The following is a 25,256-nucleotide window of genomic DNA, read 5'->3' as shown; positions in this document are numbered from 1 at the left end:
TATTTTTACCCATCGTTATTTGAATTTTGCAACTCTAAATTACGATTATTTTAAGAAGCCATTAATTTGGCTTCTTTTTTATCGGACAACAATGCCGACGAATATGTAAATTACAATATTTATTGTTATAAGAAAGAGCCGTCATCTTCAAACAACTCTTTCTTATATCAGTTTTTATTAAAATCTGTCAACATTTTTTTTAGTTTATTTTTTTCTTTTACTTTAAAAAAACCATCTAATAATTCAAATATTTTTTCTCGATTTAAAGGTTTAGTGATAAAATTTTTAAATCCTAAATTCAGTATCATTTCTTTGTCTTCAGCAGATGAGTAAGCCGTTTGGGCAATAACAATTAAATCTGGATTGAATTTTCGAATAATTTTATAAGCATCTAATCCGTTCATTACCGGCATTTTTACGTCCATAAAAACCAAATCAATATCTCTATTTACCCTACAAATATCGACGGCTTCTTGACCATTTTTGGCTCGAAGAATTGTATAATTTCTTAATTGCAAAATTTTCTTTAATAACAAGAAATTTATATTATCGTCCTCCGCAATCAAAATTGTCTCATTTCCTAAATTATGATGAAAACTGTTAGTCGTTTTAACCTTGATTTTCTTTTCTGATTCATCAAAAACTAAAGGTATTTTAAATCGAAAAATTGAACCTTTCCCAAATGAAGAGTTTACGGTAATTGAACCTCCTAACATTTCAATATAAGCTTTAGAAATAGCCAAGCCTAAGCCTAAGCCACTTGAGTCGGCATGAAACTGATCTTCAACCCTTAAAAACCGATTAAAAATTAATTTGAGATTTTTTTCGTCAATTCCTCTTCCAGTATCTTTAACCATGAAAGTAACGGTTCCGTCATTATCATTTACCGCATAACCAAAGGAAATGGAACCTTCTTCTGTAAATTTAATTGCATTTGCTATCAAATTTACAAGAATCTGCTTTAACTTAGTTTCATCTGTAAGTAAATACTTTTCAATTGGATTGGAACATTCAATAATATGAAAATCAATCTGTTTTTCTTTTGGAATGGTGACTTTGATTGTTTCATATAATTCCCGTATGCATTTATTGAGGTTGATACCCTTATATTTTGGCTTAATTTGATGTGCATCAATTTTAGACATTTCAATAAGATCCTCAATAATAGAAACCAGATTATTACCGCTTTTATTAATTATTTTTAAATATTCTGATTTTTCATTTTCATTTAAATCAGGATTGCTTAACAAATCACTAAAACCAATGATTGCGTTCATTGGTGTTCTAATTTCGTGTGATAAATTAGCTAAAAAAGAAGACTTGAGCTTATCGCTTTCCTCCGCTTTATGTTTAGAAATTTCCAATTGCTTTCTTTGATTACTATTTTCTTCAAAAAGATTCCCAATATATCCAAACTCCCCTTTTATTCTTTTCAGACTAGCAATAGCAGATCGACTTCCTGTTTCCAAAATACTCGTTATCAATTTCAAAGGATTGTAAACCCAGCGCTTGGTGTAATAAAGACAAATTAAAATATTAAATATCGATGCAATTATAACTATGAAAAGAATCTCTTTCGTATTTTTAAAATTCAGATTAAAAACTCTTTTAAAAGTTAATTTTGAAATCACTTTATTATTCCAATCCTTCAAACCTAAATTTATAGTAACTGCATCTTTTTCAACTGGACTTATGTAACTATTTTCTGTTAGACTTACCTTGGAACTACTAATTTGGTCAAGTTTCGCAAAAAAATCTTTATCTAAAAGCCTAGCCATAAAGAAATAACCAGAAGGATTTGACTTATTTTTTTTTGGATCGTTTGAAGGATGAATTGTTCCGCCAAAAACTTCCACAACTCCTTCCGGAATTTTCATATAAAACCGAGTGAGTTTAGACCTATAAAGTTTTAGCATCACCTCTTTCGGAATAAAATTAATTGTTTTAATCTTCGTCGATTTCGTTTTATTAATCAACTGGTTGCTTAAATCATATATCCCGACATAATCCATTTTATAAGTTTCAAATTGGCTTGCCACATTCTTATTATACCACTTTTTATCTTTTGTTTTAGTAAATTTAACCAATCCGTCCCAAAATGTAACATCAATAATTGTAGCTGTGGGTGTTTCCGAATTAAGTTTGAAAAGTGAATTAACTTCATTTTCATACTGATTAAATGTTCTTTTATAAAATTGCTTTTCTTCTTTAATGGTGTAAAGATAAAGTGAAACATAAAGCAACAAAAAGAATAAACTGGTAGAAACAATCAGTAATAAAAGTTTATAGTAGGTATTAATAGTACCGATTTTTTTCATAATACAAGGTGGTATTTGGGGAACTAAATGCATTTAACCTATTTCTTTTAATAAAAATTACTTGTTTATATTAAAATAATATGTTAAATTGTTGGTGCAAGTTAATCTTTTTAATTCAAAAAATATAAACTTGTTTCTAAAGCTTAATTTTCTGCAAAACCGCTACTTTTAATTTAGTCAATATCATCCTTTTCATCTTGATTAATGCAATGCTAACTTCAACGCTGGCCCAGAAACTTTAATGGCGCCATCGAAGAATCTCTAAATAAAAATCTCAAAAAAATATTTGAAATTCAAAGAAAAAGTAAATTTGAATGAAGGCTGATTCTTGCAAAAATAAATTAATGGATTTGAAGTTCTATCTTGAAAAATGCAATTTTAAAAATGGTATAAAAAATAGTCTTTGCATACGTTATAATAAATTAAACTATCAAGAAATCGTTGAAGAAAAAAAAAGTAAAGTCTAAAAAACAAAACCACAAAAAAACCAGCCTTTTCAGCTGGTTTCTGCATTTTTATACTAAAATACTACAAAGGAATATTTCCGTGTTTTCTTTTAGGAGTTACACTTTCTTTATTTTCGAGCATACTAAATGCTTTTATCAATTTGCGTCTGGTGTCTTGCGGTAAGATGACCTCATCAACAAAACCACGCTGGGCTGCTGTGTATGGATTAGCAAACAAATCGGCATATTCGGCTTCTTTTTCCAATAGTTTGGCTTCGTGATCTTCGGCTTCGTTAATTTCTTTTTTGAAGATGATTTCAGATGCTCCTTTTGCCCCCATAACGGCAATTTCAGCAGTTGGCCAAGCAAAATTCATGTCGGCACCAATGTGTTTTGAGTTCATCACATCATAGGCACCACCATAGGCTTTACGCGTAATAACGGTAACTCTTGGAACAGTAGCCTCACTAAGCGCATATAATAATTTGGCACCATGTACGATAATTCCATTCCACTCTTGATCCGTTCCCGGTAAAAAACCTGGCACATCTACCAAAACCAATAAGGGAATATTAAACGCATCGCAAAAACGGGTAAATCGAGCTGCTTTAATCGAACTTTTCACATCCAAACAACCTGCTAAAAACATCGGTTGATTGGCTACAATTCCAATGCTTCTTCCTCCCAGTCTGGCAAAACCCACAACGATATTTTCGGCATAGTTTTTATGAATTTCGAAAAACGAATCTTCATCAATAATCCCACCAATGACGCTATGCATATCATAAGGTTTATTTGGATTATCAGGAATAATATTCGATAATTGCTCCCGTACCTCATCACCTAATTCATAAGGCAAATTGTGTGGCGTTTCTTTATTGCTTTGTGGCAAATAGCTCAACAATCGTTTTAAATCTTCTAAACATTCCACATCATTTGTCGAAGTACAATGAGCCACACCAGACTTGGTAGAATGTGTGCTTGCTCCACCTAGTTCCTCCGAGGTTACGGTTTCGTTGGTTACGGTTTTCACCACATTCGGACCGGTTACAAACATGTAACTGGTGTCTTCGACCATCATCGTAAAATCAGTCATCGCAGGAGAATAAACGGCTCCACCGGCGCAGGGTCCCATGATTGCCGAAATTTGTGGAATCACTCCCGAAGCTTGTACATTTTTAAAGAATATATCAGCATAACCGCCTAGTGAACGAACCCCTTCTTGAATACGTGCTCCACCAGAATCGTTTAATCCAATCATTGGTGCACCCATTTTGACTGCCATATCCATTATTTTACAGATTTTTTCAGCATGCGTTTCCGACAAGGAACCTCCAAAAACTGTAAAATCCTGAGCGAAAATGTAAACCAATCTTCCGTTTATGGTTCCATATCCTGTGATTACACCGTCTCCATAATACAACTCTTTATCCATACCAAAATCAGAGGTACGGTGTGTAACTAACATACCTATTTCTTCAAAAGAGCCTTCGTCCATCAAATACTCAACCCGTTCTCTGGCAGTTAGTTTTTTGTTGGAATGTTGCTTTTCAATACGTTTTTTACCGCCACCCAAATGAGCTTCGGCAATTTTATTGTTTAATACTTTTATTTTAGACTCCATCTGTTGTCATTTATTATTTTCTGGATTAAGTATAGTAATTTAAAAAAACGAAACACATAGAGACATAGATTTTAACCCTTTAAAATAAAGACGTTTCACTTATTCTAGACTTCATAAGCTATGTGAAAAAACAATTTTCTACCTATCTTTTTTTTACAAACATTTTAAGACTAGGTTTTTCTATGTTTCTATGTGGTAAGATTTTATTATTAAATTGGTAAGCGTACGATTTTTTGATCTTCAAAATATTGTTTCATAGCCACAAGAGCTGCGATTTGGGCTTCTTTAGCCATTTGGTTTTTCAGCACATCCGCATTGTAATATTTTTTTACAAAATGAGTATCGAAATTTCCCGACCGAAAAGCTTCATGTTCAAAAACGAATTTCCCGAATGGCAACGTCGTTTGAACCCCTTCGACATGGAAACCATCAATCGCTTTGATCATCAACTGAATCGCTTCTTCGCGAGTTTCGCCATAAGTGATCAATTTGGCCAACATTGGATCATAATAAATAGGAATATCCATGCCTTGTTCAAAACCGTTATCGACACGAATATTTTCGCCGACAGGCAATTGATATATATCTAAATGACCTACGCTAGGCAAAAAGTCATTCATAGGATCTTCTGCATAGACCCTCAATTCTAAAGCGTGTCCTTTGATTTTTAAATCTTCCTGTTTAATGGTTAATTCCTCACCTCTGGCCACTCTGATTTGCAATTCAACTAAATCGGTTCCTGTAATCCATTCCGTAACGGGATGTTCTACTTGCAAACGCGTATTCATTTCAAGGAAATAGAAATTGTTATTTTCGTCTAATAAAAACTCTACCGTTCCTGCTCCTAAATAATCACATGATTTAGCCACCAAAACAGCTGCCTCACCCATTTTTTTACGTAATTCCGGCGTTAAAACCGAAGATGGCGCTTCTTCAATCACTTTTTGATGACGACGCTGGATGCTGCATTCTCTTTCGAATAAATACAAAATATTTCCGTGACTGTCTGCCATCACTTGAATTTCTATATGTCGCGGTGAAGCCACATATTTTTCAATAAAAACAGAACCATCACCAAAAGCAGCAATTGCTTCGCTAATCGCTCGGTTCATTTGAGATTCAAAATCACTTTCGCTTTCTACCACACGCATTCCTTTTCCACCACCACCGGCCGAGGCTTTAATTAGAATAGGAAAACCAATTGCTTTTGCAGCTAACTTTGCTTTTTCAATATCCGTAATCGCTTCGTCTACACCAGGAACCATTGGAATATTATATTCCTTAACCGCATCTTTTGCTGCTAATTTGCTTCCCATAACTCTAATGGCTCTCGATTTAGGACCAATAAATATGATGCTGTTTTTTTCACATTCTTCGGCAAAATCAGCATTTTCGCTCAAAAATCCATAACCAGGATGAATCGCGTCCACATTTAAGGATTTAGCTACTTCTATAATTTTGCTTCCTAATAAATACGATTGACTCGAAGGTGCTTCTCCAATCCAAACCGCTTCATCGGCAAATTTTACGTGAGGTGCATTTCGATCAGCTGTCGAATAAACCGCAACCGTTTTAATGCCCATTTTTTGTGCGGTTTTCATCACCCTGATGGCAATTTCCCCTCTATTGGCAACTAATAATTTTTTCATTTTTTATTTTTTAACCGCAGATTCGCTAATTTTTTATGCTATTACAATCAATTGCTTTGAATACTTTACCATTCATTTTTAAATTGCGAATTATCGGTATTTTATTATTCGAATTCAATTAACAACTGTCCTTTATCTACTGCATCTCCCATCGCAACCGAAATCGATTTGATAACGCCATCACGCGGAGAAAGGAAACTATTTTCCATTTTCATAGCCCCAAGAATGATTAAATTGTCGTTTTCTTTTACTTCTTGGCCCACCACAACGCTGATTTCCAGAATTAGTCCAGGCATTGGTGCTTTAATGAAGTTTACTTGTTTGGTGAGTCCAACTTCAAATCCCATTTCCTTGATAAGAATATCCAATGGATTTGAAATCACTACAGTATAGCTGTTGTTGTTTACCTTAACGGTGTAGCTTTTTTGATTGAAATCAGAAGTTACGATCTCCGCTTTATAAGGTGTATTTTCATGCAGTATATGAAATTTATTTGTTTCCACCGATACCACATCTAGTTGTGAAACACTCTCCTTTTCAACATCAAAATGAAAAGTGTCATTTACATTTACTTTATAACCAATACTCATAAGTATATTTTTTATTGGTTGTAAAAATAAGTAAAGAAAACGTTTGCGTAAATTAAAAATAGATGTTTTATGCTAAATTGATATAGTTATACAAGAAATAAATTCTTTTACAATACTAATAACCCAAATTCACGCAATGTTTTAATTGGTTTTGAATACCAAAATAATTCAAAATCTTCGAGATGAGTTTCAAAATCGGATTTAATTTCTTGAAAAGCATAAATTTTAGCATTGGAAACGGAGATTTTCAGAAGCATTTCTACCAGCCATTCTCCTTCATTTTTATTGGTTTGAATACTGAAACTTTCTTTCTTAACGTGAAAAGTCAACGTCATCAACTCCCAAGAATTCCCTTTTTTGGATTTTGTAAAATGTTCGATACCAGGCTTCCCTCCTAACCAAACTATTTTGGCGGTGGGTTTTATATTGAAATCATCTTCTTCCTGCAAAGCATCAAATATAAAATCGGGTGAAATTTTAGTTTTTGGAATTTTGAAGTCAAACCAATCCTGTAATTCGTACTCAAAACAGATTCCATGCATGAAATTAAATAAGGATTTCTTGAGTCCAAAACTGAATTTATCGTGGTCGATTCCTGTTGAATCCGTATAATTAATATCGTTATTGGCAAATGTACCAATGGTTTCCGTTTCTTTTACCACTCCAAATTTCTCCGGATACATCCCAACAGGACTATGCGCTGTCATGGCAAATTGATGCCAAAATCCAGATTGCAATACGCCAACTTCAAATAATTGTCGCACCATTTCAAGACTGTCCACCGTTTCCTGAATCGTTTGGGTAGGATAACCGTACATTAAATACGCATGAACCATTACACCCGCTTCGGTGAAATTCCGTGTAACTTTCGCCACTTGTTCTACTGTTACGCCCTTGTCTATGAGTTTTAATAATCTATCCGAAGCGACTTCCAAACCTCCCGAAACAGCAATGCATCCAGAAGCTTTCAGCAACAGACACAAATCTTTGGTAAAGCTTTTTTCGAATCGAATGTTCGTCCACCAAGTCACCGCTAAATTTCTTCGAAGAATTTCCAAAGCCAATGCGCGCATCAATGCCGGCGGTGCCGCTTCATCTACATAATGAAAACCATTCTGACCTGTTTGCGCTATCATTTCTTCCATTCGATCACACAATAAATTGGCGGCAACGGGTTCATAGATTTTGATATAATCCAAAGAAATGTCACAAAATGTACATTTGCCCCAATAACAACCGTGCGCCATGGTCAATTTATTCCAACGGCCATCGCTCCACATTCGGTGCATGGGATTCACAATTTCGATAACCGAAATGTATTTATCCAAAGGCAAATCCGAGTAATCAGGAGTTCCTACTTGGGATTGCTTGTAATCTGGTTTTGTTGAATTGTTTTTGTAAACCACTTTTCCATCTTCTAGCAGAAATGTTCTTTTGAAACAATAGTGAGCTGGATTTTCTACATTCGTTATTAATTCTTCCACAGGCACTTCGCCATCATCCAAAGTGATATAATCAAAAAACTCAAAAACACGAGCATCCGAAAGCGAACGCAGTTCGGTATTTGGGAAACCGCCTCCCATTGAAATTTTGATATTCGGATGATTCTTCTTCACCCACTGCGCGGAGCGAAACGCAGCATATAAATTCCCTGGAAATGGAACCGAAATCAAGAATAATGTTGGTTGGATCGTTTCTATTCGTTCTTTCAAAATTAAAATCAGAATATCATCGATGTAAGTAGTTTCCTGTTGCAAAGCTTCGTACAACTCGTCAAAAGAATTAGCGCTTCTTCCCAAACGTTCTGCGTAGCGGCTGAATCCAAAATTTGAATCGATACATTCCACAATAAAATCAGAGATATCTTCAAGGTACAAAGTAGCCAAGTGTTTCGCTTTGTCTTGCGTTCCCATTGTTCCGAATGCCCAATCCAATTCTTCCAATTGTGCAAAACGAGACGCTTCGGGCAAGAAATCTTCCTGACATATTTGCAGCGCCAAGGTTGGATTTTTGCCTTGTAAAAAAGCAATTACAGCATCGATAGTTTTTAGGTATTCGTCTTGTAAAGCAAAAATTCGTTTGGAATTATCCGAAACATCTCCATCCTGAAACTTTAAACCTGAAACTTTAAACAAATCAATAAGTCCTTCTTTCGAAAACAATTTCAAAATCACTTCAATCCCTAAATCTGCTTGCACCGATTCAATGCCTTTAGTATTCAGAAAACCTTTGATATAGGCGGTTGCCGGATATGGTGTATTCAGTTGGGTAAAAGGAGGCGTGATGAGAAAAAGTTTGGTTTTCAAAAGATATTGTTTTGTGCAAAAATAAGGGTTATTTGTATAGTTTTCACAAAAATAAAAGGCTAGGTTGCTAATCACTATTCCGTTTTAAATACTAATGGTAATGCTTTTTGATATTGTATAATTTGTAAAAAATAAATTACATTTGTTTAAACTCAGATTTAGATTTTTTACCCTTCATACAAATATTACTTAATTTAATGAAAAAAATTCTACTATTACTATTTTCCTTTTTTTCAATAGTATCATATTCACAATATACCTTAATTCCTGACCCTGAATTTGAATGGTATCTGATTTATAACGGTTATGATATTGGAGCCATTGATGGCAAAGTGCTTACATCAAAAATAGAAGTTATTAAAGAAATCTATTTCTTTCCTGGGGCAGCAAATATTAACATCACAGATTTGACTGGGATTGAAAATTTTAAAGCTTTAGAAAAATTAAATTGTACCAATTGTAATTTAACTACTTTAGATTTAAGCAAAAATATTTTCCTAACTGATTTAATTTGTGACAATAACAAATTAACAAGTTTAAATGTGATAGGATGTGCTAATCTTAAATCAATTAACTGCAGTGGAAATCAATTTACAAGTTTGGATTTTAGTCAAACGATTAATCTAAAATCCTTATACTGTAGAAACAGTAAATTAAGCGTTTTAAATTTGAACACTAATATAACCTATTTAGATTGTAGCTACAGCAATTTAAGCACTTTAGATCTTTCCAAATGTACTTTATTAGAGTCTTTGGTCTGTCCAGATAATCAATTTAAAAATATGGATATTTCAAAGAATATTAATTTAACTGATTTATCTTGTTATAACAATCAACTTATAAATTTAGATGTTTCAAAAAATATTAAACTAAGAAGTTTTTCTTGTCAAAACAATCAATTAAAAAATCTAGATATTACAAGCAACCTTAATTTATTGTTTTTTATTTGCTCCAGCAATCAATTAACCAATTTAGATATATCCCAGAATACCAAACTTACCAATCTAAATTGTTCTTCAAATCAGCTATCAAATTTAGATATATCAAATAACACAAATTTATCAGAATTGTTGTGTACTAATAACCAAATTATAAGTTTAGATATTTTTAAAAATATTAATTTAGTAGCTTTATATTGTTTTGATAATAAATTAACAAGCCTCAACACAAACTCAAATCTGCAATTAAAAATTTTATACTGTCATAACAATCTAATTACTAGTCTCGATGTTTCTTTGAATAATAATTTAGAAATATTTAGATGTGCAAATAACCAGCTTACCTATTTAGACCTGAGAAATAACCAAAGTATGAATTGGTGGAATGACACTTCCTATTGGACAAATAATCCAAAACTAAATTGCATTTATGTCTTAGATGCTTCTTTTTTTAACTACTTTTTCTCAAATAGGAAAGATGCTACTGCTAACTATGTTGATGGAAACCCTCCTCAATTTGAATCTACAATACAAACAATATGCTCAAAACAAAATCCTACTATAAAAGACATTGTAGTTAGCGGCAATAATATCAAATGGTTTGACTCTATTAATGGGGTTAATGAATTACCAGAAACTACTTTATTAGTGGAAGGAGTCACTTATTTTGCAATGAATACCTCAGTTGGTTGTGAAAGTTTAAAAAGTGCAATTACAATAAGTCTAAAGGACACTCCTCGCCCCTCAGCATTATCACCGCAAAACTTATGTAAAGCGTCTAATCTAACTTTAGTAAATCTGAATGTAACTGGAAGTTTAATTAAATGGTACACTGCTATAAATGGCGGTTCTCTTCTACCAGAAACTACACCATTAAATAATGGCACTACTTATTATGCTTCCCAAACTAATAACGGATGTGAAAGTCCTAGAGTTCCTGTTTTAGTGAATTTCCTCCGTGTTGCTTCACCTGTAACCCAATCATCCCAAAGCTTTTGCAATCAGCAAAAAGCAATTTTATCAGATATTGTTATTTCTGGACAAAATGTAAAATGGTACGATTCTTCAAATAATGGCAATCAACTACCAAATTCAACTTTGTTGCAAAACGGCAGCACTTATTTTGCGACACAAACGATTAGCGGTTGCGAAAGTGATAGAACTCCAGTAATAATTACTATAAAACCCAACCCAACACCTTCATTACCTTCTCCCCAAAACTTCTGCATCCAACAAAATGCAACTTTAAACAATATCACTATCGCAGGACAAAACATAAAATGGTATGACATTTTAACAAATGGAAACCTCTTATTAAATACAACTTCATTACAAAATGGAACCACATATTACGCATCACAAACCATAAACGGATGCGAAAGCGAAAGAATTCCAGTTGTCGTAAATATCCAAAATACTCCTGCACCAACTGGAAATGCAAGTCAATCATTTTGTTCCAGTCAAAACGCCACTTTAAATGATATTGCCATCAACGGAACTTCCATTAAATTGTATATGGCTGCCACAAATGGAACTCCTTTAGCAAGCTCAACTTTACTACAAGATGGAATTACCTATTATGCGACACAAACAATAAATGATTGTGAAAGTCTGAGTAGACTGGGAGTTACAATTTCCTTAATCAACACTTTGAACGCTACTAACTATTCTGAAACTATTTGTGACGATCAAAATAACGGCAATGAGATAGTAAACTTAAAAAGCTATAACTCAAACCTTATTGGTTCAACCGGAAATACATTTGGATATTATACTTCGGCTAACGCTGCCGGAAACCAAATCACCACAAGCCAAATCACCAATTTTAGCAACTATAATTTGACATTGGGAAAACATTCCGTTTACGTCAGAATTGATTCGCCAAACTCTTGTCACCAAATTGTAGAATTACAAATAACTTTGGTTAGCAAACCAATAATAAACATTCCGAACATTGTTCCTATTTGCGAAAACAATACAATCACAATTGATGCAGGATCTGGTTCTGACACTTATTTGTGGTCAAATGGAGCTTCAACATCCTCCATAACTGTATCCAATCCTGGAGACTTTTCAGTAATCGTTAGCAAGAATTACGGCACTACTTCTTGCTCGAGCACAAAAAACTTTACTGTAAAAAAATCCAACATCGCCACCATAACATCAATCGAAACAAAAGATTGGACAGATAATGAAAACAGTATTACCGCTTACGTGACCGGTGCTGGGGATTATGAATATTCAATTGATGGAATTTATTTTCAAAACAGCAATCAGTTTTTGAATGTTCATAAGGGAGAATATACAGTGGAAGTAAGAGATAAAAATGGTTGTGGAACTGCCACCGATGAAGTTTATCTATTGATGTTTCCAAAATTCTTTACGCCAAATGGTGATGGATACAATGATACCTGGAGTATTCATTTTTCTGATTTGGAAATAGGTTTAACGGTTAAAATATTTGACCGCTATGGTAAATTCATCAAAGAATTGATACAAAATGCCACTTGGAATGGAACTTTTAATGGTCAAGAACTTCCTGCAACTGACTATTGGTTTGTGGTTACCAGAGCCAATGGAAAAGAATATAGAGGACATTTTAGTTTGAAACGATAATCGACAAAATCAATGCGAAAAAATATACAATTCATTTATTTCTCTTTTATAATCACAGTCTTTTTTTCTATCAAAATAAGTTCCCAAACTATACAATGGCAAAATACAATTGGAGGTAATGATTATGATTGGAGTGATTTTATAGAATTATCAAATGATGGAAATTATCTTTTAGGAGGATATTCATACTCTAATATTTCAAGAGACAAAAATGAAAACTCAAGAGGCGAAGGAGATTTCTGGCTTCTAAAAATTGATGATATTTCAGGCGGTCTATTATGGCAAAAAACAATTGGTGGCAATAATTTTGATCATATGACATCAGCAAAAGAAACCAAAGATGAGGGATATATACTTGGAGGTTACAGTTCTTCGGGAATATCAGGCGAGAAAACACAGTCTTCAAGAGGTAATGATGATTATTGGGTGGTAAAACTTGATAAAAACAGAAATATTATTTGGGACAAAACTTATGGAGGAAGCGGTGTTGACCGATTAACATCAATAATTGAAACTGCCGATGGCGGTTACCTCATTGGAGGTTCCTCTGATTCAAATATTTCAGGTGAAAAAACGGAGAATTCTCGCGGCAGTCTTGATATGTGGGTCATTAAAACCGACTCTTCCGGAAATATAATGTGGCAAAAAACATTTGGAGGCAGTAATTTCGACTGGGTAGAATCAATTGTTAAAACTCCAGACGGAGGCTATATATTAGCGGGATCTTCAGATTCAAATATTTCTGGAGATAAAAACCAAAATTCAAGAGGTGGAGGTGATTATTGGATTTTAAAGATTGATAGTTTAGGGGCTATCGTCTGGCAAAAAACCATTGGTGGTAACAATGGAGATTATGCAAAATCAATTATTGCCACATCTGATGGAAACTACATTATAGGAGGCGACTCTTTTTCTAATATTTCTGGTGAAAAAACTGAAAAAACAGTGAATAACTCTAATGATGTTTGGCTACTAAAATTAAATAGCAATGGACAAATTCTATGGCAAAAAGACATTGGAGCAAATGACACTGAAACTTTTGCTGATATTCGAATGACCTCAGACAACGGTTTTATACTTGGCATCATGTCCTATTCAGGAATTTCAGGTTTTAAAACCGAAGTATCAAGAGGAGAACGGGATTATTGGATAGTGAAACTTGATGCCGCAGGTAAATTTGAATGGGACAAAACTATAGGAGGATCCAGCCTTGACCAACCCCAATCTATTGTTCAAGCTAAAGATGGAGGTTATGTAACAGTAGGCTGGTCACAGTCTGATACATCAGGTGATAAAACAGAAAACAAAAGCGGATTGCAAGACTTTTGGGTTGTAAAACTTAAATTATGTTCTAATGCCCTATCGACTAAAAGTAATTCACCTATTTGTTTGGGAGAAACGATACAACTAACAGCAATTGGTGGTGCCAATTATTCATGGACTGGACCAAATGGATTTACTTCCATAGAACAAAATCCAACAATTTTAAATGCAAATCTATCTAATGATGGCCAATATAGTTGCAGTATTACAGGAACTGGTGGTTGCGATGGTATAATTTCTACAAAAGTCATTATTAATAATACTATGTTACCTGCAGCTTCTTCTCCTCAATTATTTTGTGCAGAACAGAAAGCAACTTTAAGTACTATAGAAATTTCAGGGCAAAATATAAAATGGTATAATTCATTAACAGCTGGTCAAATTTTATCAAGTACTACACTAATTCAAAATGACACCAATTATTATGCATCACAAACCATAAATGGTTGCGAAAGCAGCAGAACTTTAGTAAATGTCCAATATACATTTTGTGAAACTCCAGATGAAAGTTTTTCAACAATAATGTATCCTAAATTCTTCACTCCAAACGGAGATGGATTAAACGATACCTGGAGTATTCATTTTTCTGATTTGGAAGTAGGTTTAACGGTTAAAATATTTGACCGCTATGGTAAACTCCTCAAAGAATTGATACAAAATGCCACGTGGAACGGAATGTATAATGGACAAGAACTTCCTGCAACAGACTATTGGTTTGTGGTTACCAGAGCGAATGGAAAAGAATATCGAGGTCATTTTAGTTTGAAGCGATAATGTTTATAAAAAACTTTTCCTCTTATTTCTAATAGCCAAAAATTGCGAATTACCCTAAATCTCCAGATTCTGAAATAAAACAACACTCTTTGTTCCAATATCTTCAAATTCCTAACGACAAATTTCAATTTTTGATTTACATTATTGATAAATAGTTTTGTTGCTTGGGATTGCTCCAGAAAATTGACAAATCTTGGCTGCAAAAATCAAAGAATTCTTCAATGCCTTTTGCACATCATTTTCTTTGAAATAAGAATTTAAAAAACAAGCCAAAAATCCATCTCCTGCTCCAATTGCGTCTTTGAATAGATTGTCCGAAACCATTTGGGTTGATTCTTGAATAATAGTATTGTCCCAGTAAACCAATGCCCCTTTTTTAGATTGCGTTCGAATAATTTTGATTATACTAAATGAATTTTTCAAGTAATCCAATAGCTGATCGTCTGTAGATTGTTTGAAAATTTCTTTCAGATACATCCATTCATCATCATTAACTTTTAAAATAGTAGTATTTGAAAGACAAAAATTAATTGTAGTTTCTGAATAAAAATCTCCTCTCAAATTCAAGTCACAAACAAAAATAGCTGATGGATTCTCTGTTTTGTATTGCAAAAAAGTGGTTTGGTTCTTTTCAAAATACAATGCCAAACTTCCATAAATAAAAACATCGACGGGCTTATCTATGGCAACATACTCAATATATTGCCATGCTTTTTCTGTTTCAATGGTATAATGTGGCTCATTTTCAATAAATTTAACACTTACAAAACCTGTAGGATGATTTTTATCGAAAGAAATTCCTTGTTCAATATTTTCATTTTTTGCAAAATCAAATATTTCATTACCAAAATCATCTTTTGCAATTTTACTAATAAAAGTTACTTGATTCCCAAAACGTTTTAAATGAATGGCTACATTAAAAGGAGCTCCCCCGATAACATTTTTGTCTGGCAGACAATCCATTAATACTTCGCCAAAAGCTATTATATTCTTCATAATTCGTCGGGGTTAGAAGTTGCATATTCATTTTCTGGTTCAGGAATTACGTGAATTATTGAATCGCTTAATGATATAATAGCGGAACAAACGTAGACGCCTATCTTTCCATCATTATATTTGAAATCTAATAAAGTCAATTTTACAACTTCATTGATTGAAAGTTCATAATAGTTTCCGTAACGAATAATCTTGAAATGGATTTGTTTATTTTCTAGAATTTCAAATTGATTTGTTTGAATATTTTCAAAAATAAAATTATTTTTCACGTCTTTTTCGTTAAATCCCCAAGCTCTAAATTGAACAAAACCATTTACAAAATCAATAGAAATATAATATCCCGTTCCTTCTCCATCACATTCAATTACAAAACCGGTTTTACCCATTCCTTCAACAGTCAATGTTCCTTCCCAAACAAAGTTATTTGCAGGTTTTTCAAAGCAAAAAACTTCGTAACCACTTCGACAGCTGCATTGCCATTTATTATCTTCAAAAAAAGTCAAATTTGCCGTAGGGTTTCCTAAAATAGCGTTTGGAAATGGAAAATTTTCTTGGGAAATTGTTTTTTGATACAGCGTTTCCCAGTAATGATAGGTTTTTAATAAAAGCCTACCATTATCGTCAACATCCAACTGTTTTGGGGGAGGTATCACACGATGAGTATTGACATTTCCACCAACAAAATAAAAATTATATATCAAAAAATGATCTCCTTCTTTTACAATTCTTGCCGCATAATTACCTTGTGGTAACAATACATTATCATGAAAAGCATGATACTCCCCTTTAAATTCTGAAGCAAACCAATAACGAATTTTAATATCTTCACGAATGGAACCCAACAAATAATGATTTCCTTTTATTTCGACCACAGCGGGACATTCAACATCATCGTATACATAAGAAATGTGCAACGGCTTTTGCAGGATGAAGCCATTTGATTCTTTTTTTGCCATACCTATACATCCTCTTCGATAAGTAGGTCCTACTGCACTTCGAGCACAAATCAATAGATAATCTTCTCCTTCAAATCGATATTTAAAAGGATCCCTAAAACTTAACCATTCACGGGGATTATTCTTTGAATTTTCATAATATGGAGCTTGACTTTTAAGAGGCAGGCCATATTTATTTTCTTTCGTCCAATGAATTAAATCTGATGAAACAGCCCTTCCAATTTGTTGCTTAATTCCTTTGTCTCTGCGTTTTAGCCCTGTGTAATACATCTCGTATCCTTCTCCTTCAAAATTTTTGCTAACATGCATTGTCCATAACATATCATCATCCCATTCTCCGGGTTCTCCAACCCACAAAGCATTTTTCACTCTTTTCCAAGAAAGACCATCTTTGGATATTGCATGTGCAATGTAGTCATGATTAGGAATAATCAAATGAAATAAATGATGGACTCCTTTTTCATCTATAAATACATCAACATCTCCTATTTCCCAATTACTAAAACCTGAACCTGAATACATATTATTTTATTATTTTATAATGTTTTAATCCCTCTAGAATACCCGAGGAAGCGGAACTTTTAGCTACATATATTTTTTTAGTTGTTTTATATTCAGCTAATTCTAAACTTCGATTGCCTACAATAATTCCTTTAACCGAACTTCTAAACATATCAATGTCATTTCCTGAATCGCCTGCAGCAATTACACTTGATAAAGGGATTGCCCATTTATGGCATAAAAACTTGATGGCATTTCCTTTTGATGCTCTTTTAGGTAAAAAATCAATAAACTCGCCATGACTTGGAATAATATTTACCTTATACCATCCTGTCCCTAAAACTTTAATTAATTGGTCGTGATTGTATTTTTCCTTATCATAATAATACGAAATTTTAAAAGGATTTTGAGCTACTTCTTCTTGCATTTTTAACCAAGGAATACCTTTTAAACGATTTACAATATCTTCTCTTTTCCAACGACCCGCCAAAAATGTCGACCAACCTTTGTCTAAAATATAATCTTTCCCGTTTGTATAATAAATTTCAGTACCAACTGAACAGATAATAAAATCGGGCAAGGGTAATTGTTCCTCTTCAATAACTTTTTTAACCAAATCTACATTTCGCCCTGATGCAAGAGCAAATGCCATTTTTTCAGTATTATTAGTTAAATACGTTTTCAATTCCTTTAACCCCGGATTATTCAATTTTGGATGAATCAATGTTCCGTCAATATCCGAAACTAATAAATTTTCGACTTTTCTTTTTAATCGTTCAATATTAATATTGGGGTAATGCTGCTTTTTGATTCCTGAACCAGATGAAAGCAATAAATTTTCATTAACTAATGCAACATATTGATTGACGTGACTTAACCAACTATAATGTTTTTGAATATTAATTGCTCCATTATTTGAATAATATTTCCATAGATTTTCGTTGGTTAAAATATTCCTTAATGATTTTTTAATTTCATCTTCATCCAAAGGATTTACTAATTCTCCATTTTGACAAGTAGGAATAATCTCGGATGGACCTCCATTTTTAGTAACAACCACAGGTAAACCAGAACTTGCGGATTCAATTATTGTTAGACCAAAATTTTCATGCAAGGCCAAATTTACAAAGACTCCTCTTTTTTCAGCAGCAAAACGATAAATAATTGAAACCTCATTTTCCACATCATGCTTTTTAGGAATTGCCATTTTTCCATACAAATCATACTTGTCCATCAATAATAATAAATCCGTTAAAACGTCTTTTTCAGAATCTGGCATTTGCGTAATATCTTTACGTATCCCTGCAAAAATTACCAAATTAGCAATACTTTGCAGTTCTTTGTCTTTGCCATAAACATCAATTAATGTATGAAGGTTTTTATGACGATCGGGTCTCGAAAGAGCTAGAATAATAGGTTTGTGCGGATTTGTTAAAAATTTAGAAATTTTTTCTGACACCCAATATTTTCTTTGTTTTTCCTCCATTTGCTTATCAAAATCTTCTTCAAGATGGTAATATGGAACAAATTTCGTGGTGTCAATCCCGGGAGGAATTGCATGGTACTTTCCTAAATTAAAATTTTCATAAGGTTTATATGTTTCGATTTCTTGCTCGGTAGATGTAATAATAAATTCTGATAATTCTAGTGTCTTTTCCTCTGCGGCAATTCGCTCTTTAAACTTAAATTTTCTTTCACGTTCTTCTTCAAGCATACCGCTTTCTTGTAGTTTTTTCTGTTTATAAAAACCCAAAGAATGTCCCGTATGTGCAAATGGAATATTTAAAATTATTGACAATTCACTTGCAACATATCCTGCATCTCCATAATGGGAATGAATCCAATTTGGAAATATATCATGAAGTTTAATATGTTGAACGACACCATTGACATATGTATCCAAACCTGCCCATAATTGTTCTTTTGGCCTGTATTTTTTTCCCAAAAAAGGAATTCGTCTGATGTCAAATTTTTCATTAACGATTTCAATAGGCACTGCATATTCTGAAGAAAGATTTTGATCATCAATTAACCTTGTAAATAAATGAACATACTCTACATCCTTATGTTGTGATAAAAACTCGGCAAGTTCATAAACATACTTTGTTTGTCCGCCATTATCAGCATCTCTCCCAATCTCAAGACCTGTACCTTTAATAAGTCCATGAATATTGATTAATGCAATTCGTAATTTTCTCGTCTTGTTTTCAATTGCTTGCATCTTGTAATATAAGAAAAAATTAAACAATTTAGAGTCCAATTTATAAAAATAACAGGATAATCAACAATTCTGTAATTAATTATAAGAATTATTGAGTTTATGAACGATGATAATGATGCTTCCTAAAAAGCAGTAAAAATCATAGAATACACATATCCGTAACCCTTTTGTCAAACACAATTCCTCTTCAAAACGTTAACACAAATTATGCATCGCAAACTATAGACAATTGTGAAAGCAATCCAATTTTGATAAACGCCCGAATTTCAACAGATGCAGATTGTGATTTAACAATTGATAATTCATCATTGTCATATCCTAAATTTTTCACCCCAAACGGAGACAGTTTCAACGATATTTGGAAAATCAAATTTTCTAATTTGGAAATAGGTTTAACCGTTAAAATATTTGACCGCTATGGTAAACTCCTCAAAGAATTGATACAAAATGCCACTTGGAACGGAATGTATAATGGTCAAGAACTTCCTGCAACTGACTATTGGTTTGTGGTTACCAGAGCCAATGGAAAAGAATACAGAGGCCATTTTAGTTTGAAGCGATAAATATTCATCGCTTCAAACTTCTTAAAATTATACCAGTGTTTCTATTCCTTTAAATTTCACATAAGAATAGACCATCGGAACAATCACAATTAGCCCAATTATAAATAAGAAAACAACTAGATTAATTTCATTTGGAAGAATAAAAGCTCCAACCATAATCAGTAAGCCTCCAATAAACCATAGTTTGCTTGCAAAAGTATGCGTAGATTTCCAAACTTCTTTATTTTCTAAAGTCCATGGCGTGCGAATGCCTAAAAAATAATTCGGTTGAATCACTTTAAAATAATTCCCCATGACTACAATTAAAATTCCAATAAGGGCAAAAATAAAATTGGGTTTAGCGATAGTTTGGCTTTGTGATGAATACACAATAAACATAGCCAGAAAAGACATAAACAAAACAAGGGCAAATTTGAGTTGATAATACTTCCCTCCCATTATATCCATTCGTTTTTTAGGATCGATTTTAGGAATTATAAGCATCAAAAGGTAGGTCAGAACCGGCAAAAGAAATACCATTCCTATCAAAGTATATTTATCTCCCCAATGATCAATTTCTCCTTCGTAATTCCAATGCGTTGGAATTTTTTCCGGTAGTTTATTCCACAAAAATGTCAAATAAATGAAAGGGATTAAAACAATTCCGATAATAGGTAATTCTCTTCTTAAAGTTAAGTTCATGTTTTTATTTTTTAAAAGTTAATATCCATTGCAAAACATCTTCCATTATAGTAGTGTTAATAGAATAAATTACGAATTGCCCTTTTTTCTCTGAAGTAATTAAATCCGCTTGTTTTAAAATATCCAGATGATGCGAAATACTGGGTTTTGAAATATTAAAATGAGCCGCGATTTCACCGGCAGTCAAATCTTTAATTTTCAACAACTCTAATATTTCCCTCCTCGTAGCATCGTTTAAAGCTTTAAAAATGGCATTCATTTTCGTTAGTTAATTATATATTTAGACAAATGTCTAAATACTTTTTTAATTTAGCAAATATTTGTTCCAATATTTTTTGGTAATTTAGCATCAAATAAATTTCAATATGCCAACCGACAGTATCAGCTATCAAAATTCAGGATATTTTTCTTCTTTGATGAATGATTATTTAGATCAAAAAAGTAATTTACACTCTTTATACCACAGATTTCCCAAACTAGAAAATTTTGAAGATCAAATCCTTGAAAAGCAAAGCAACTACGACAATAACAACAGATCCGTTTTAGTTTCCGCTTTGCAAAAACAATATGCTTCTATCTCATCTTCTGTTTTAACGAAACAAAATATCGAAGTTTTAGCGCTTCCCAACACATTCACCGTAACAACGGGCCACCAGCTAAATTTATTCAGCGGACCTTTGTATTTTTTGTACAAAATTATTTCGACCATAAATTTAACAAATGAATTAAAAGCAAAATATCCTTCTTATAATTTTGTTCCCATTTATTGGATGGCAACCGAAGATCACGATTTTGAAGAGATTAATTATTTCAATTTCAAAGGAAAAAAATTCAGATGGAACACCGAAAGCACCGGTCCTGTTGGAAGATTATCGACTAAAGGTTTAGAAGATTTCTTTGACGTATACGCACTCGAATTGGGTTCCAGTACAAACGCAGAAGCGATAAAAAAATTATTTAAAGAATCGTATCTCAATCACGATAATTTAGCGGATGCTACAAGATATTTGGCCAACGCACTATTTGGATCATATGGTTTGGTAATTCTGGATGCAGATAATTCCGACTTAAAACGAGCTTTTATACCTTTTGCAAAAGAAGAATTATTGCATCAAACTTCGCATCAATTAGTCCTTGAAACAGCTGAAAAATTAAAAGAATATACCGTTCAAGTTAATCCCCGCGAGATAAATTTATTTTATATCGAAGATAATATACGAGAACGAATTGTTCTTGAAAATGGAAAATACAAAGTAAACCACACCAAGATTGAATTTTCGGAAACTGAAATTTTAGAATTACTGGAAAATCATCCGGAGAAATTCAGTCCAAATGTGATTATGCGTCCATTGTATCAAGAAGTGATTTTACCCAATTTATGTTACATTGGCGGAGGTGGAGAAATTGCCTATTGGTTAGAATTAAAATCTTTCTTTGATGCTGCAAAAGTGACTTTTCCAATACTTTTATTAAGAAACTCAGCGCTGCTAGCCACCGAAAAACAAGCCAAAAAAGCGGAGAAGTTATATTTAAATTGGACTAATTTATTTTCAAAACAAGCCAATTTAATCAACAGTAAAACCAAAGAATTATCGGAGTTTCCAATAGACTTAACGCCTATAAAAGAGCAGTTACGAAAACAATTTGAAGCGCTTTTTGAAATGGCAAATCATACCGATGAATCATTCATGGGAGCAGTAAAAGCACAAGAAGTAAAACAAACTAAAGGATTGGAAAATCTGGAAAAACGTTTGCTTACAGCACAAAAAAGAAAATTAAGCGATGTTTTGCAACGCATCACCAATTTACAAAATGATTTGTTTCCAAATCAAAGTTTGCAGGAACGCCAAGCAAATTTTTCCGAATTTTATTTAGAAAATGGAGAAAACTTGATTCCGATGATCATTAATCAATTGAAACCTCTGGAACAAAATTTCGATATAATTTTATTGCCATAGACTTTAATTTTCATCAAGACACGGAGTACTATTAACCATAACCAACCAAAAAAGATGACCAAAGAACGTTTAATTTCACTGGATACATTTAGAGGATTTACAATTTTATTTATGACAATTGTAAATAATCCTGGAAGTTGGACTTCGATTTATCCCCCTTTGGAACACGCGGAATGGAATGGTTGCACCCCCACCGATTTGGTCTTTCCTTTCTTTATTTTTATAATGGCGGTAGCCATATCTTTTGCAATGCCAACTAAACAGTTTGACAGCGCTACTTTTAATAAAATAACAATACGTGGATTACGGATTTTTTGTTTGGGATTATTTCTTAATTTTTTTGGTAAAATAGAAATTTTGGGTCTGCAAGGAATTCCATTATTGTTGAGTCGATTAGTAATAACTATTGGAGTAAGTTATGCGCTTTTGGGCAATTTCAGTCTGAAAATCAAGACCTATTTGACACTTTTTGTTTTTGTTGTCTTATTGTTTCTAGCTTACAGCGGTATCGAAGCGTATCAAGAAGTTAGAATTCCCGGAGTATTACAACGAATCGGGATTGTGTATTTTTTTGTTTCTCTTTTGTACTTAAAAACGAATCAAAGAACACAACTTCTAACCGCAGTATCACTATTGCTGCTGTATTGGGGATTAATGGCTTTTGTACCCGTTCCGGGAATTGGAGCAGCAAACTTTGAAAAAGGGACCAACTTAGGTGCTTGGTTAGATAGTGTACTATTAGAAGGACACATGTGGATTTTTTCAAAAACTTGGGATCCCGAAGGCATATTAAGTACAATTCCCGCAATTGCTTCAGGAATAATCGGGCTACTTATTGGACAATTGATCAACAGTTCTTTACCAAAGTTGGAAATTGTCAAAAAGATGGCTATAGTAGGTTTAACAGTTACATTATTGGGGCTACTTTGGAACATCGTGTTTCCTATCAACAAATCACTTTGGACCAGCTCCTATGTTTTATATACTTCTGGATTGGCAATACTGTGTTTAACCGTTTCATTTTATTTAATTGAAGTTGCAAATTATAAAAATTGGACAAAGCTATTTTTAATTTGGGGAGTAAATCCAATGGTTGTATTCTTTTTCTCTGGTATTATTCCGCAAGGATTGAGAATGATTCAATTTCAAAACCCTCAAATACCAACAGAACAAATTAATCTTCAAAAATATCTGTATACTTTTTGGATTGCACCATTTTTCGATAATCCTTTATTGGCATCCTTGGTCGGAGCTTTAATTTATGTTGGAATTTGGTCTTTCATTTTGTGGTTATTTTATAAAAACAAGCTGATTTTTAAAGTATAAATAACAAAAATAGCACTTATAACAAATAAAAGCCTCATAACTGCTGATTTAATAATTTCAATTCAAAAAAAAGTCTATTTTTGCACAAAATTTAAAAAAAGAAAATAAAATGGCTACTAATAGAACTTTTACAATGATTAAGCCTGATGGCGTTGAAAACGGACACATCGGAAATATATTAGCAATGATCACAACTGCTGGTTTCAAAATCGTTTCTTTGAAATTAACTCAATTAACTGTTGCTGATGCACAAGCATTTTATGCTGTTCACGCTGCAAGACCATTCTACGGTGAATTAGTTGAATTCATGACTCGTGGTCCTATTGTTGCTGCTATTTTAGAAAAAGACAACGCTGTTGAAGATTTCAGAACATTAATTGGTGCTACAAACCCAGCTGAAGCTGCTGAAGGAACTATCCGTAAAGCATACGCAACTTCTATTGGAGAAAATGCAGTTCACGGTTCTGATAGCGATGAAAATGCAGCTATCGAAGGTGCTTTCCATTTTGCTGGAAGAGAGCAGTTCTAGATTTTAGAATGTTGATTAACGATTTTTGATTGCAGATTTAAAAATCATCACATAAAAAATTCCCGTTTCCAAAAGAAACGGGAATTTTTTATATCTACTAAAATCTGAAATGAAAAATCTGCATTCTTAAATCAAAAATCTTTATCTCAAAACTACGTCCTTAACCACGTCACGACGCAATTCTTCGTTGATCATCGCGACAATTTTGGATCTTCCATGACTTAATTCTTCTCTCAAAACCGAAGAAGTCAACTCTACATATAAAGTCGAACCTTTCAAAACTACATTTCTGGTATAACTATTAACACCGTTCCCCATCAGGTTTTTCCAAGCATCCTTTACGTCAATCTGGTCCATTCCTGGCTGCAGTTTGTTTACTTGGATGATTTGTTTCAAAACATCCCCTATCGTACTTTGATTATTTAGTCTTTTTGCCATCGCCCAGAAGATTTATTGGTCCAGTTTTCTTATAATGATATTCCTTTTTCTCCGCGTTTTTCAGCACCATTTCTTCATCCGAAAGTGAGACTAATTCCTCGCTCCACTTTGTAAACGGAGTCGAATAATCCAGAAAAACTTGATCCGCTGCAAAACGTACCGTTACATTTTCATAGGTGTTATTTACCAAGAAAGTACCATCTAATTGCGGCATAACTTTCTTCCGCATTCCGCTGTTGTTCTTGCCTATTTGGAAAAAATCATAACTTTCATTCATCCCATAATCCTTATCTTTCCCTTGGTCAAAAACTACTTTTTCGATTTCCCAATACCCATTAATTTTAGAAACATCAGCGGGTTTTATCTTTTGCTGACAAGCAACAAATAACAGTGAAATAAATAAAATTCTAAAGGTATTTTTCATATAATTATTATTTTTAGGAGCAATTTCCTGCTGTCCACTATATCTTTTTCTTGTCATTCTTCCTTCGTCAGAATCTCAA

General features: G+C 33.1%; 18 protein-coding genes. 6 read left to right on the top strand and 12 right to left on the bottom strand.

Annotated features, from left to right (window positions below; translation table 11 throughout):
• Window positions 1-167: 167 nt before the first annotated feature.
• The 5 genes from IWX84_RS11745 to IWX84_RS11725 all read right to left on the bottom strand — a co-directional run bounded on the left by IWX84_RS11745 (window position 168) and on the right by IWX84_RS11725 (window position 8,933).
• Complete coding sequence (locus IWX84_RS11745; RefSeq protein ID WP_196850941.1) at window positions 168-2,318, bottom strand: ATP-binding protein; 2,151 nt, start codon at window positions 2,316-2,318, stop codon at window positions 168-170.
• Window positions 2,319-2,846: 528 nt separating this feature from the next.
• Entirely contained in the window at window positions 2,847-4,388 is a 1,542-nt protein-coding gene (locus IWX84_RS11740; RefSeq protein ID WP_196850940.1) for an acyl-CoA carboxylase subunit beta, read from the bottom strand.
• A 209-nt stretch (window positions 4,389-4,597) separates the two neighbouring features.
• Window positions 4,598-6,037: an acetyl-CoA carboxylase biotin carboxylase subunit gene (gene accC / locus IWX84_RS11735; RefSeq protein ID WP_196850939.1), complete on the bottom strand. Its 1,440-nt coding sequence runs from the start codon at window positions 6,035-6,037 to the stop codon at window positions 4,598-4,600.
• A 104-nt stretch (window positions 6,038-6,141) separates the two neighbouring features.
• Complete coding sequence (locus IWX84_RS11730) at window positions 6,142-6,627, bottom strand: acetyl-CoA carboxylase biotin carboxyl carrier protein subunit (RefSeq protein WP_196850938.1); 486 nt, start codon at window positions 6,625-6,627, stop codon at window positions 6,142-6,144.
• Window positions 6,628-6,734: 107 nt separating this feature from the next.
• Entirely contained in the window at window positions 6,735-8,933 is a 2,199-nt protein-coding gene (locus tag IWX84_RS11725; protein ID WP_196850937.1) for a B12-binding domain-containing radical SAM protein, read from the bottom strand.
• A gap of 197 nt (window positions 8,934-9,130) precedes the next feature.
• Here IWX84_RS11725 and IWX84_RS11720 point away from each other — a divergent pair, with 197 nt between their 5' ends.
• Both IWX84_RS11720 and IWX84_RS11715 read left to right on the top strand, forming a co-directional pair.
• Complete coding sequence (locus IWX84_RS11720; RefSeq protein WP_196850936.1) at window positions 9,131-12,487, top strand: T9SS type B sorting domain-containing protein; 3,357 nt, start codon at window positions 9,131-9,133, stop codon at window positions 12,485-12,487.
• A gap of 12 nt (window positions 12,488-12,499) precedes the next feature.
• Entirely contained in the window at window positions 12,500-14,584 is a 2,085-nt protein-coding gene (locus IWX84_RS11715; protein ID WP_196850935.1) for a T9SS type B sorting domain-containing protein, read from the top strand.
• 141 nt (window positions 14,585-14,725) lie between these two features.
• On the opposite strand, the gene IWX84_RS11710 is transcribed toward IWX84_RS11715, so the two are convergent.
• Genes IWX84_RS11710 through IWX84_RS11700 form a run of 3 tightly spaced genes read right to left on the bottom strand, consistent with a single transcriptional unit; the run spans window position 14,726 to window position 19,258 of the window.
• A complete protein-coding gene (locus tag IWX84_RS11710; RefSeq protein WP_196850934.1) occupies window positions 14,726-15,580 on the bottom strand; it encodes a PfkB family carbohydrate kinase in 855 nt (284 codons plus the stop codon).
• On the bottom strand, window positions 15,577-17,058 hold the full coding sequence (locus tag IWX84_RS11705) for a glycosyl hydrolase family 32 (protein ID WP_196850933.1): 1,482 nt from the start codon (window positions 17,056-17,058) through the stop codon (window positions 15,577-15,579). The genes IWX84_RS11710 and IWX84_RS11705 overlap by 4 nt, the downstream gene beginning before the upstream one ends.
• A 1-nt stretch (window position 17,059) precedes the next feature.
• Window positions 17,060-19,258 carry an HAD-IIB family hydrolase gene (locus IWX84_RS11700; RefSeq protein ID WP_196850932.1) on the bottom strand — a complete coding sequence of 733 codons (2,199 nt, stop codon included), beginning with the start codon at window positions 19,256-19,258 and terminating at the stop codon, window positions 17,060-17,062.
• Window positions 19,259-19,425: 167 nt separating this feature from the next.
• Between IWX84_RS11700 and IWX84_RS11695 the strand changes: the two genes are divergently transcribed.
• On the top strand, window positions 19,426-19,821 hold the full coding sequence (locus IWX84_RS11695) for a T9SS type B sorting domain-containing protein (RefSeq protein ID WP_231385478.1): 396 nt from the start codon (window positions 19,426-19,428) through the stop codon (window positions 19,819-19,821).
• Window positions 19,822-19,848: 27 nt separating this feature from the next.
• Here the strand turns inward: IWX84_RS11695 and IWX84_RS11690 are convergent, their stop codons facing one another.
• Together IWX84_RS11690 and IWX84_RS11685 are read right to left on the bottom strand one after the other, a co-directional pair.
• Window positions 19,849-20,502 (bottom strand): SdpI family protein, encoded by a 654-nt coding sequence (locus IWX84_RS11690; RefSeq protein ID WP_196850931.1) that lies wholly within the window; start codon window positions 20,500-20,502, stop codon window positions 19,849-19,851.
• Window positions 20,503-20,506: 4 nt separating this feature from the next.
• Window positions 20,507-20,761, bottom strand: a complete 255-nt coding sequence (locus IWX84_RS11685; protein WP_196850930.1) for an autorepressor SdpR family transcription factor — start codon at window positions 20,759-20,761, stop codon at window positions 20,507-20,509.
• A gap of 106 nt (window positions 20,762-20,867) precedes the next feature.
• Between IWX84_RS11685 and bshC the strand changes: the two genes are divergently transcribed.
• From bshC to IWX84_RS11670, 3 genes are all read left to right on the top strand, one after another.
• The gene (bshC, locus tag IWX84_RS11680) at window positions 20,868-22,460 is read left to right on the top strand and encodes a bacillithiol biosynthesis cysteine-adding enzyme BshC (RefSeq protein ID WP_196850929.1); all 1,593 of its coding nucleotides are present in this window, start codon (window positions 20,868-20,870) and stop codon (window positions 22,458-22,460) included.
• Between the two features lie 54 nt (window positions 22,461-22,514).
• On the top strand, window positions 22,515-23,786 hold the full coding sequence (locus tag IWX84_RS11675; protein ID WP_196850928.1) for an acyltransferase family protein: 1,272 nt from the start codon (window positions 22,515-22,517) through the stop codon (window positions 23,784-23,786).
• Between the two features lie 109 nt (window positions 23,787-23,895).
• Entirely contained in the window at window positions 23,896-24,315 is a 420-nt protein-coding gene (locus tag IWX84_RS11670; RefSeq protein WP_196850927.1) for a nucleoside-diphosphate kinase, read from the top strand.
• A 141-nt stretch (window positions 24,316-24,456) separates the two neighbouring features.
• On the opposite strand, the gene IWX84_RS11665 is transcribed toward IWX84_RS11670, so the two are convergent.
• Window positions 24,457-24,753 carry a DUF721 domain-containing protein gene (locus tag IWX84_RS11665; RefSeq protein ID WP_196850926.1) on the bottom strand — a complete coding sequence of 99 codons (297 nt, stop codon included), beginning with the start codon at window positions 24,751-24,753 and terminating at the stop codon, window positions 24,457-24,459.
• Window positions 24,734-25,177: a hypothetical protein gene (locus IWX84_RS11660; protein WP_196850925.1), complete on the bottom strand. Its 444-nt coding sequence runs from the start codon at window positions 25,175-25,177 to the stop codon at window positions 24,734-24,736. The genes IWX84_RS11665 and IWX84_RS11660 overlap by 20 nt, the downstream gene beginning before the upstream one ends.
• Between the last annotated feature and the right edge of the window lie 79 nt (window positions 25,178-25,256).

The sequence above is a fragment of the Flavobacterium sp. CG_9.10 genome (assembly GCF_015752245.1).
Lineage (GTDB): Bacteria > Bacteroidota > Bacteroidia > Flavobacteriales > Flavobacteriaceae > Flavobacterium.
Note: the sequence above shows the minus strand (reverse complement) of the source record. Positions and strands in the feature narration are given on the sequence as shown.

Coding starts and splice junctions, on each gene's coding strand:
- IWX84_RS11745 (WP_196850941.1), bottom strand. CDS start 2,318: ATGAAAAAAATCGGTACTATTAATACCTACTATAAACTTTTATTACTG.
- IWX84_RS11740 (WP_196850940.1), bottom strand. CDS start 4,388: ATGGAGTCTAAAATAAAAGTATTAAACAATAAAATTGCCGAAGCTCAT.
- accC (WP_196850939.1), bottom strand. CDS start 6,037: ATGAAAAAATTATTAGTTGCCAATAGAGGGGAAATTGCCATCAGGGTG.
- IWX84_RS11730 (WP_196850938.1), bottom strand. CDS start 6,627: ATGAGTATTGGTTATAAAGTAAATGTAAATGACACTTTTCATTTTGAT.
- IWX84_RS11720 (WP_196850936.1), top strand. CDS start 9,131: ATGAAAAAAATTCTACTATTACTATTTTCCTTTTTTTCAATAGTATCA.
- IWX84_RS11715 (WP_196850935.1), top strand. CDS start 12,500: ATGCGAAAAAATATACAATTCATTTATTTCTCTTTTATAATCACAGTC.
- IWX84_RS11710 (WP_196850934.1), bottom strand. CDS start 15,580: ATGAAGAATATAATAGCTTTTGGCGAAGTATTAATGGATTGTCTGCCA.
- IWX84_RS11705 (WP_196850933.1), bottom strand. CDS start 17,058: ATGTATTCAGGTTCAGGTTTTAGTAATTGGGAAATAGGAGATGTTGAT.
- IWX84_RS11700 (WP_196850932.1), bottom strand. CDS start 19,258: ATGCAAGCAATTGAAAACAAGACGAGAAAATTACGAATTGCATTAATC.
- IWX84_RS11690 (WP_196850931.1), bottom strand. CDS start 20,502: ATGAACTTAACTTTAAGAAGAGAATTACCTATTATCGGAATTGTTTTA.
- IWX84_RS11685 (WP_196850930.1), bottom strand. CDS start 20,761: ATGAATGCCATTTTTAAAGCTTTAAACGATGCTACGAGGAGGGAAATA.
- bshC (WP_196850929.1), top strand. CDS start 20,868: ATGCCAACCGACAGTATCAGCTATCAAAATTCAGGATATTTTTCTTCT.
- IWX84_RS11675 (WP_196850928.1), top strand. CDS start 22,515: ATGACCAAAGAACGTTTAATTTCACTGGATACATTTAGAGGATTTACA.
- IWX84_RS11670 (WP_196850927.1), top strand. CDS start 23,896: ATGGCTACTAATAGAACTTTTACAATGATTAAGCCTGATGGCGTTGAA.
- IWX84_RS11665 (WP_196850926.1), bottom strand. CDS start 24,753: ATGGCAAAAAGACTAAATAATCAAAGTACGATAGGGGATGTTTTGAAA.
- IWX84_RS11660 (WP_196850925.1), bottom strand. CDS start 25,177: ATGAAAAATACCTTTAGAATTTTATTTATTTCACTGTTATTTGTTGCT.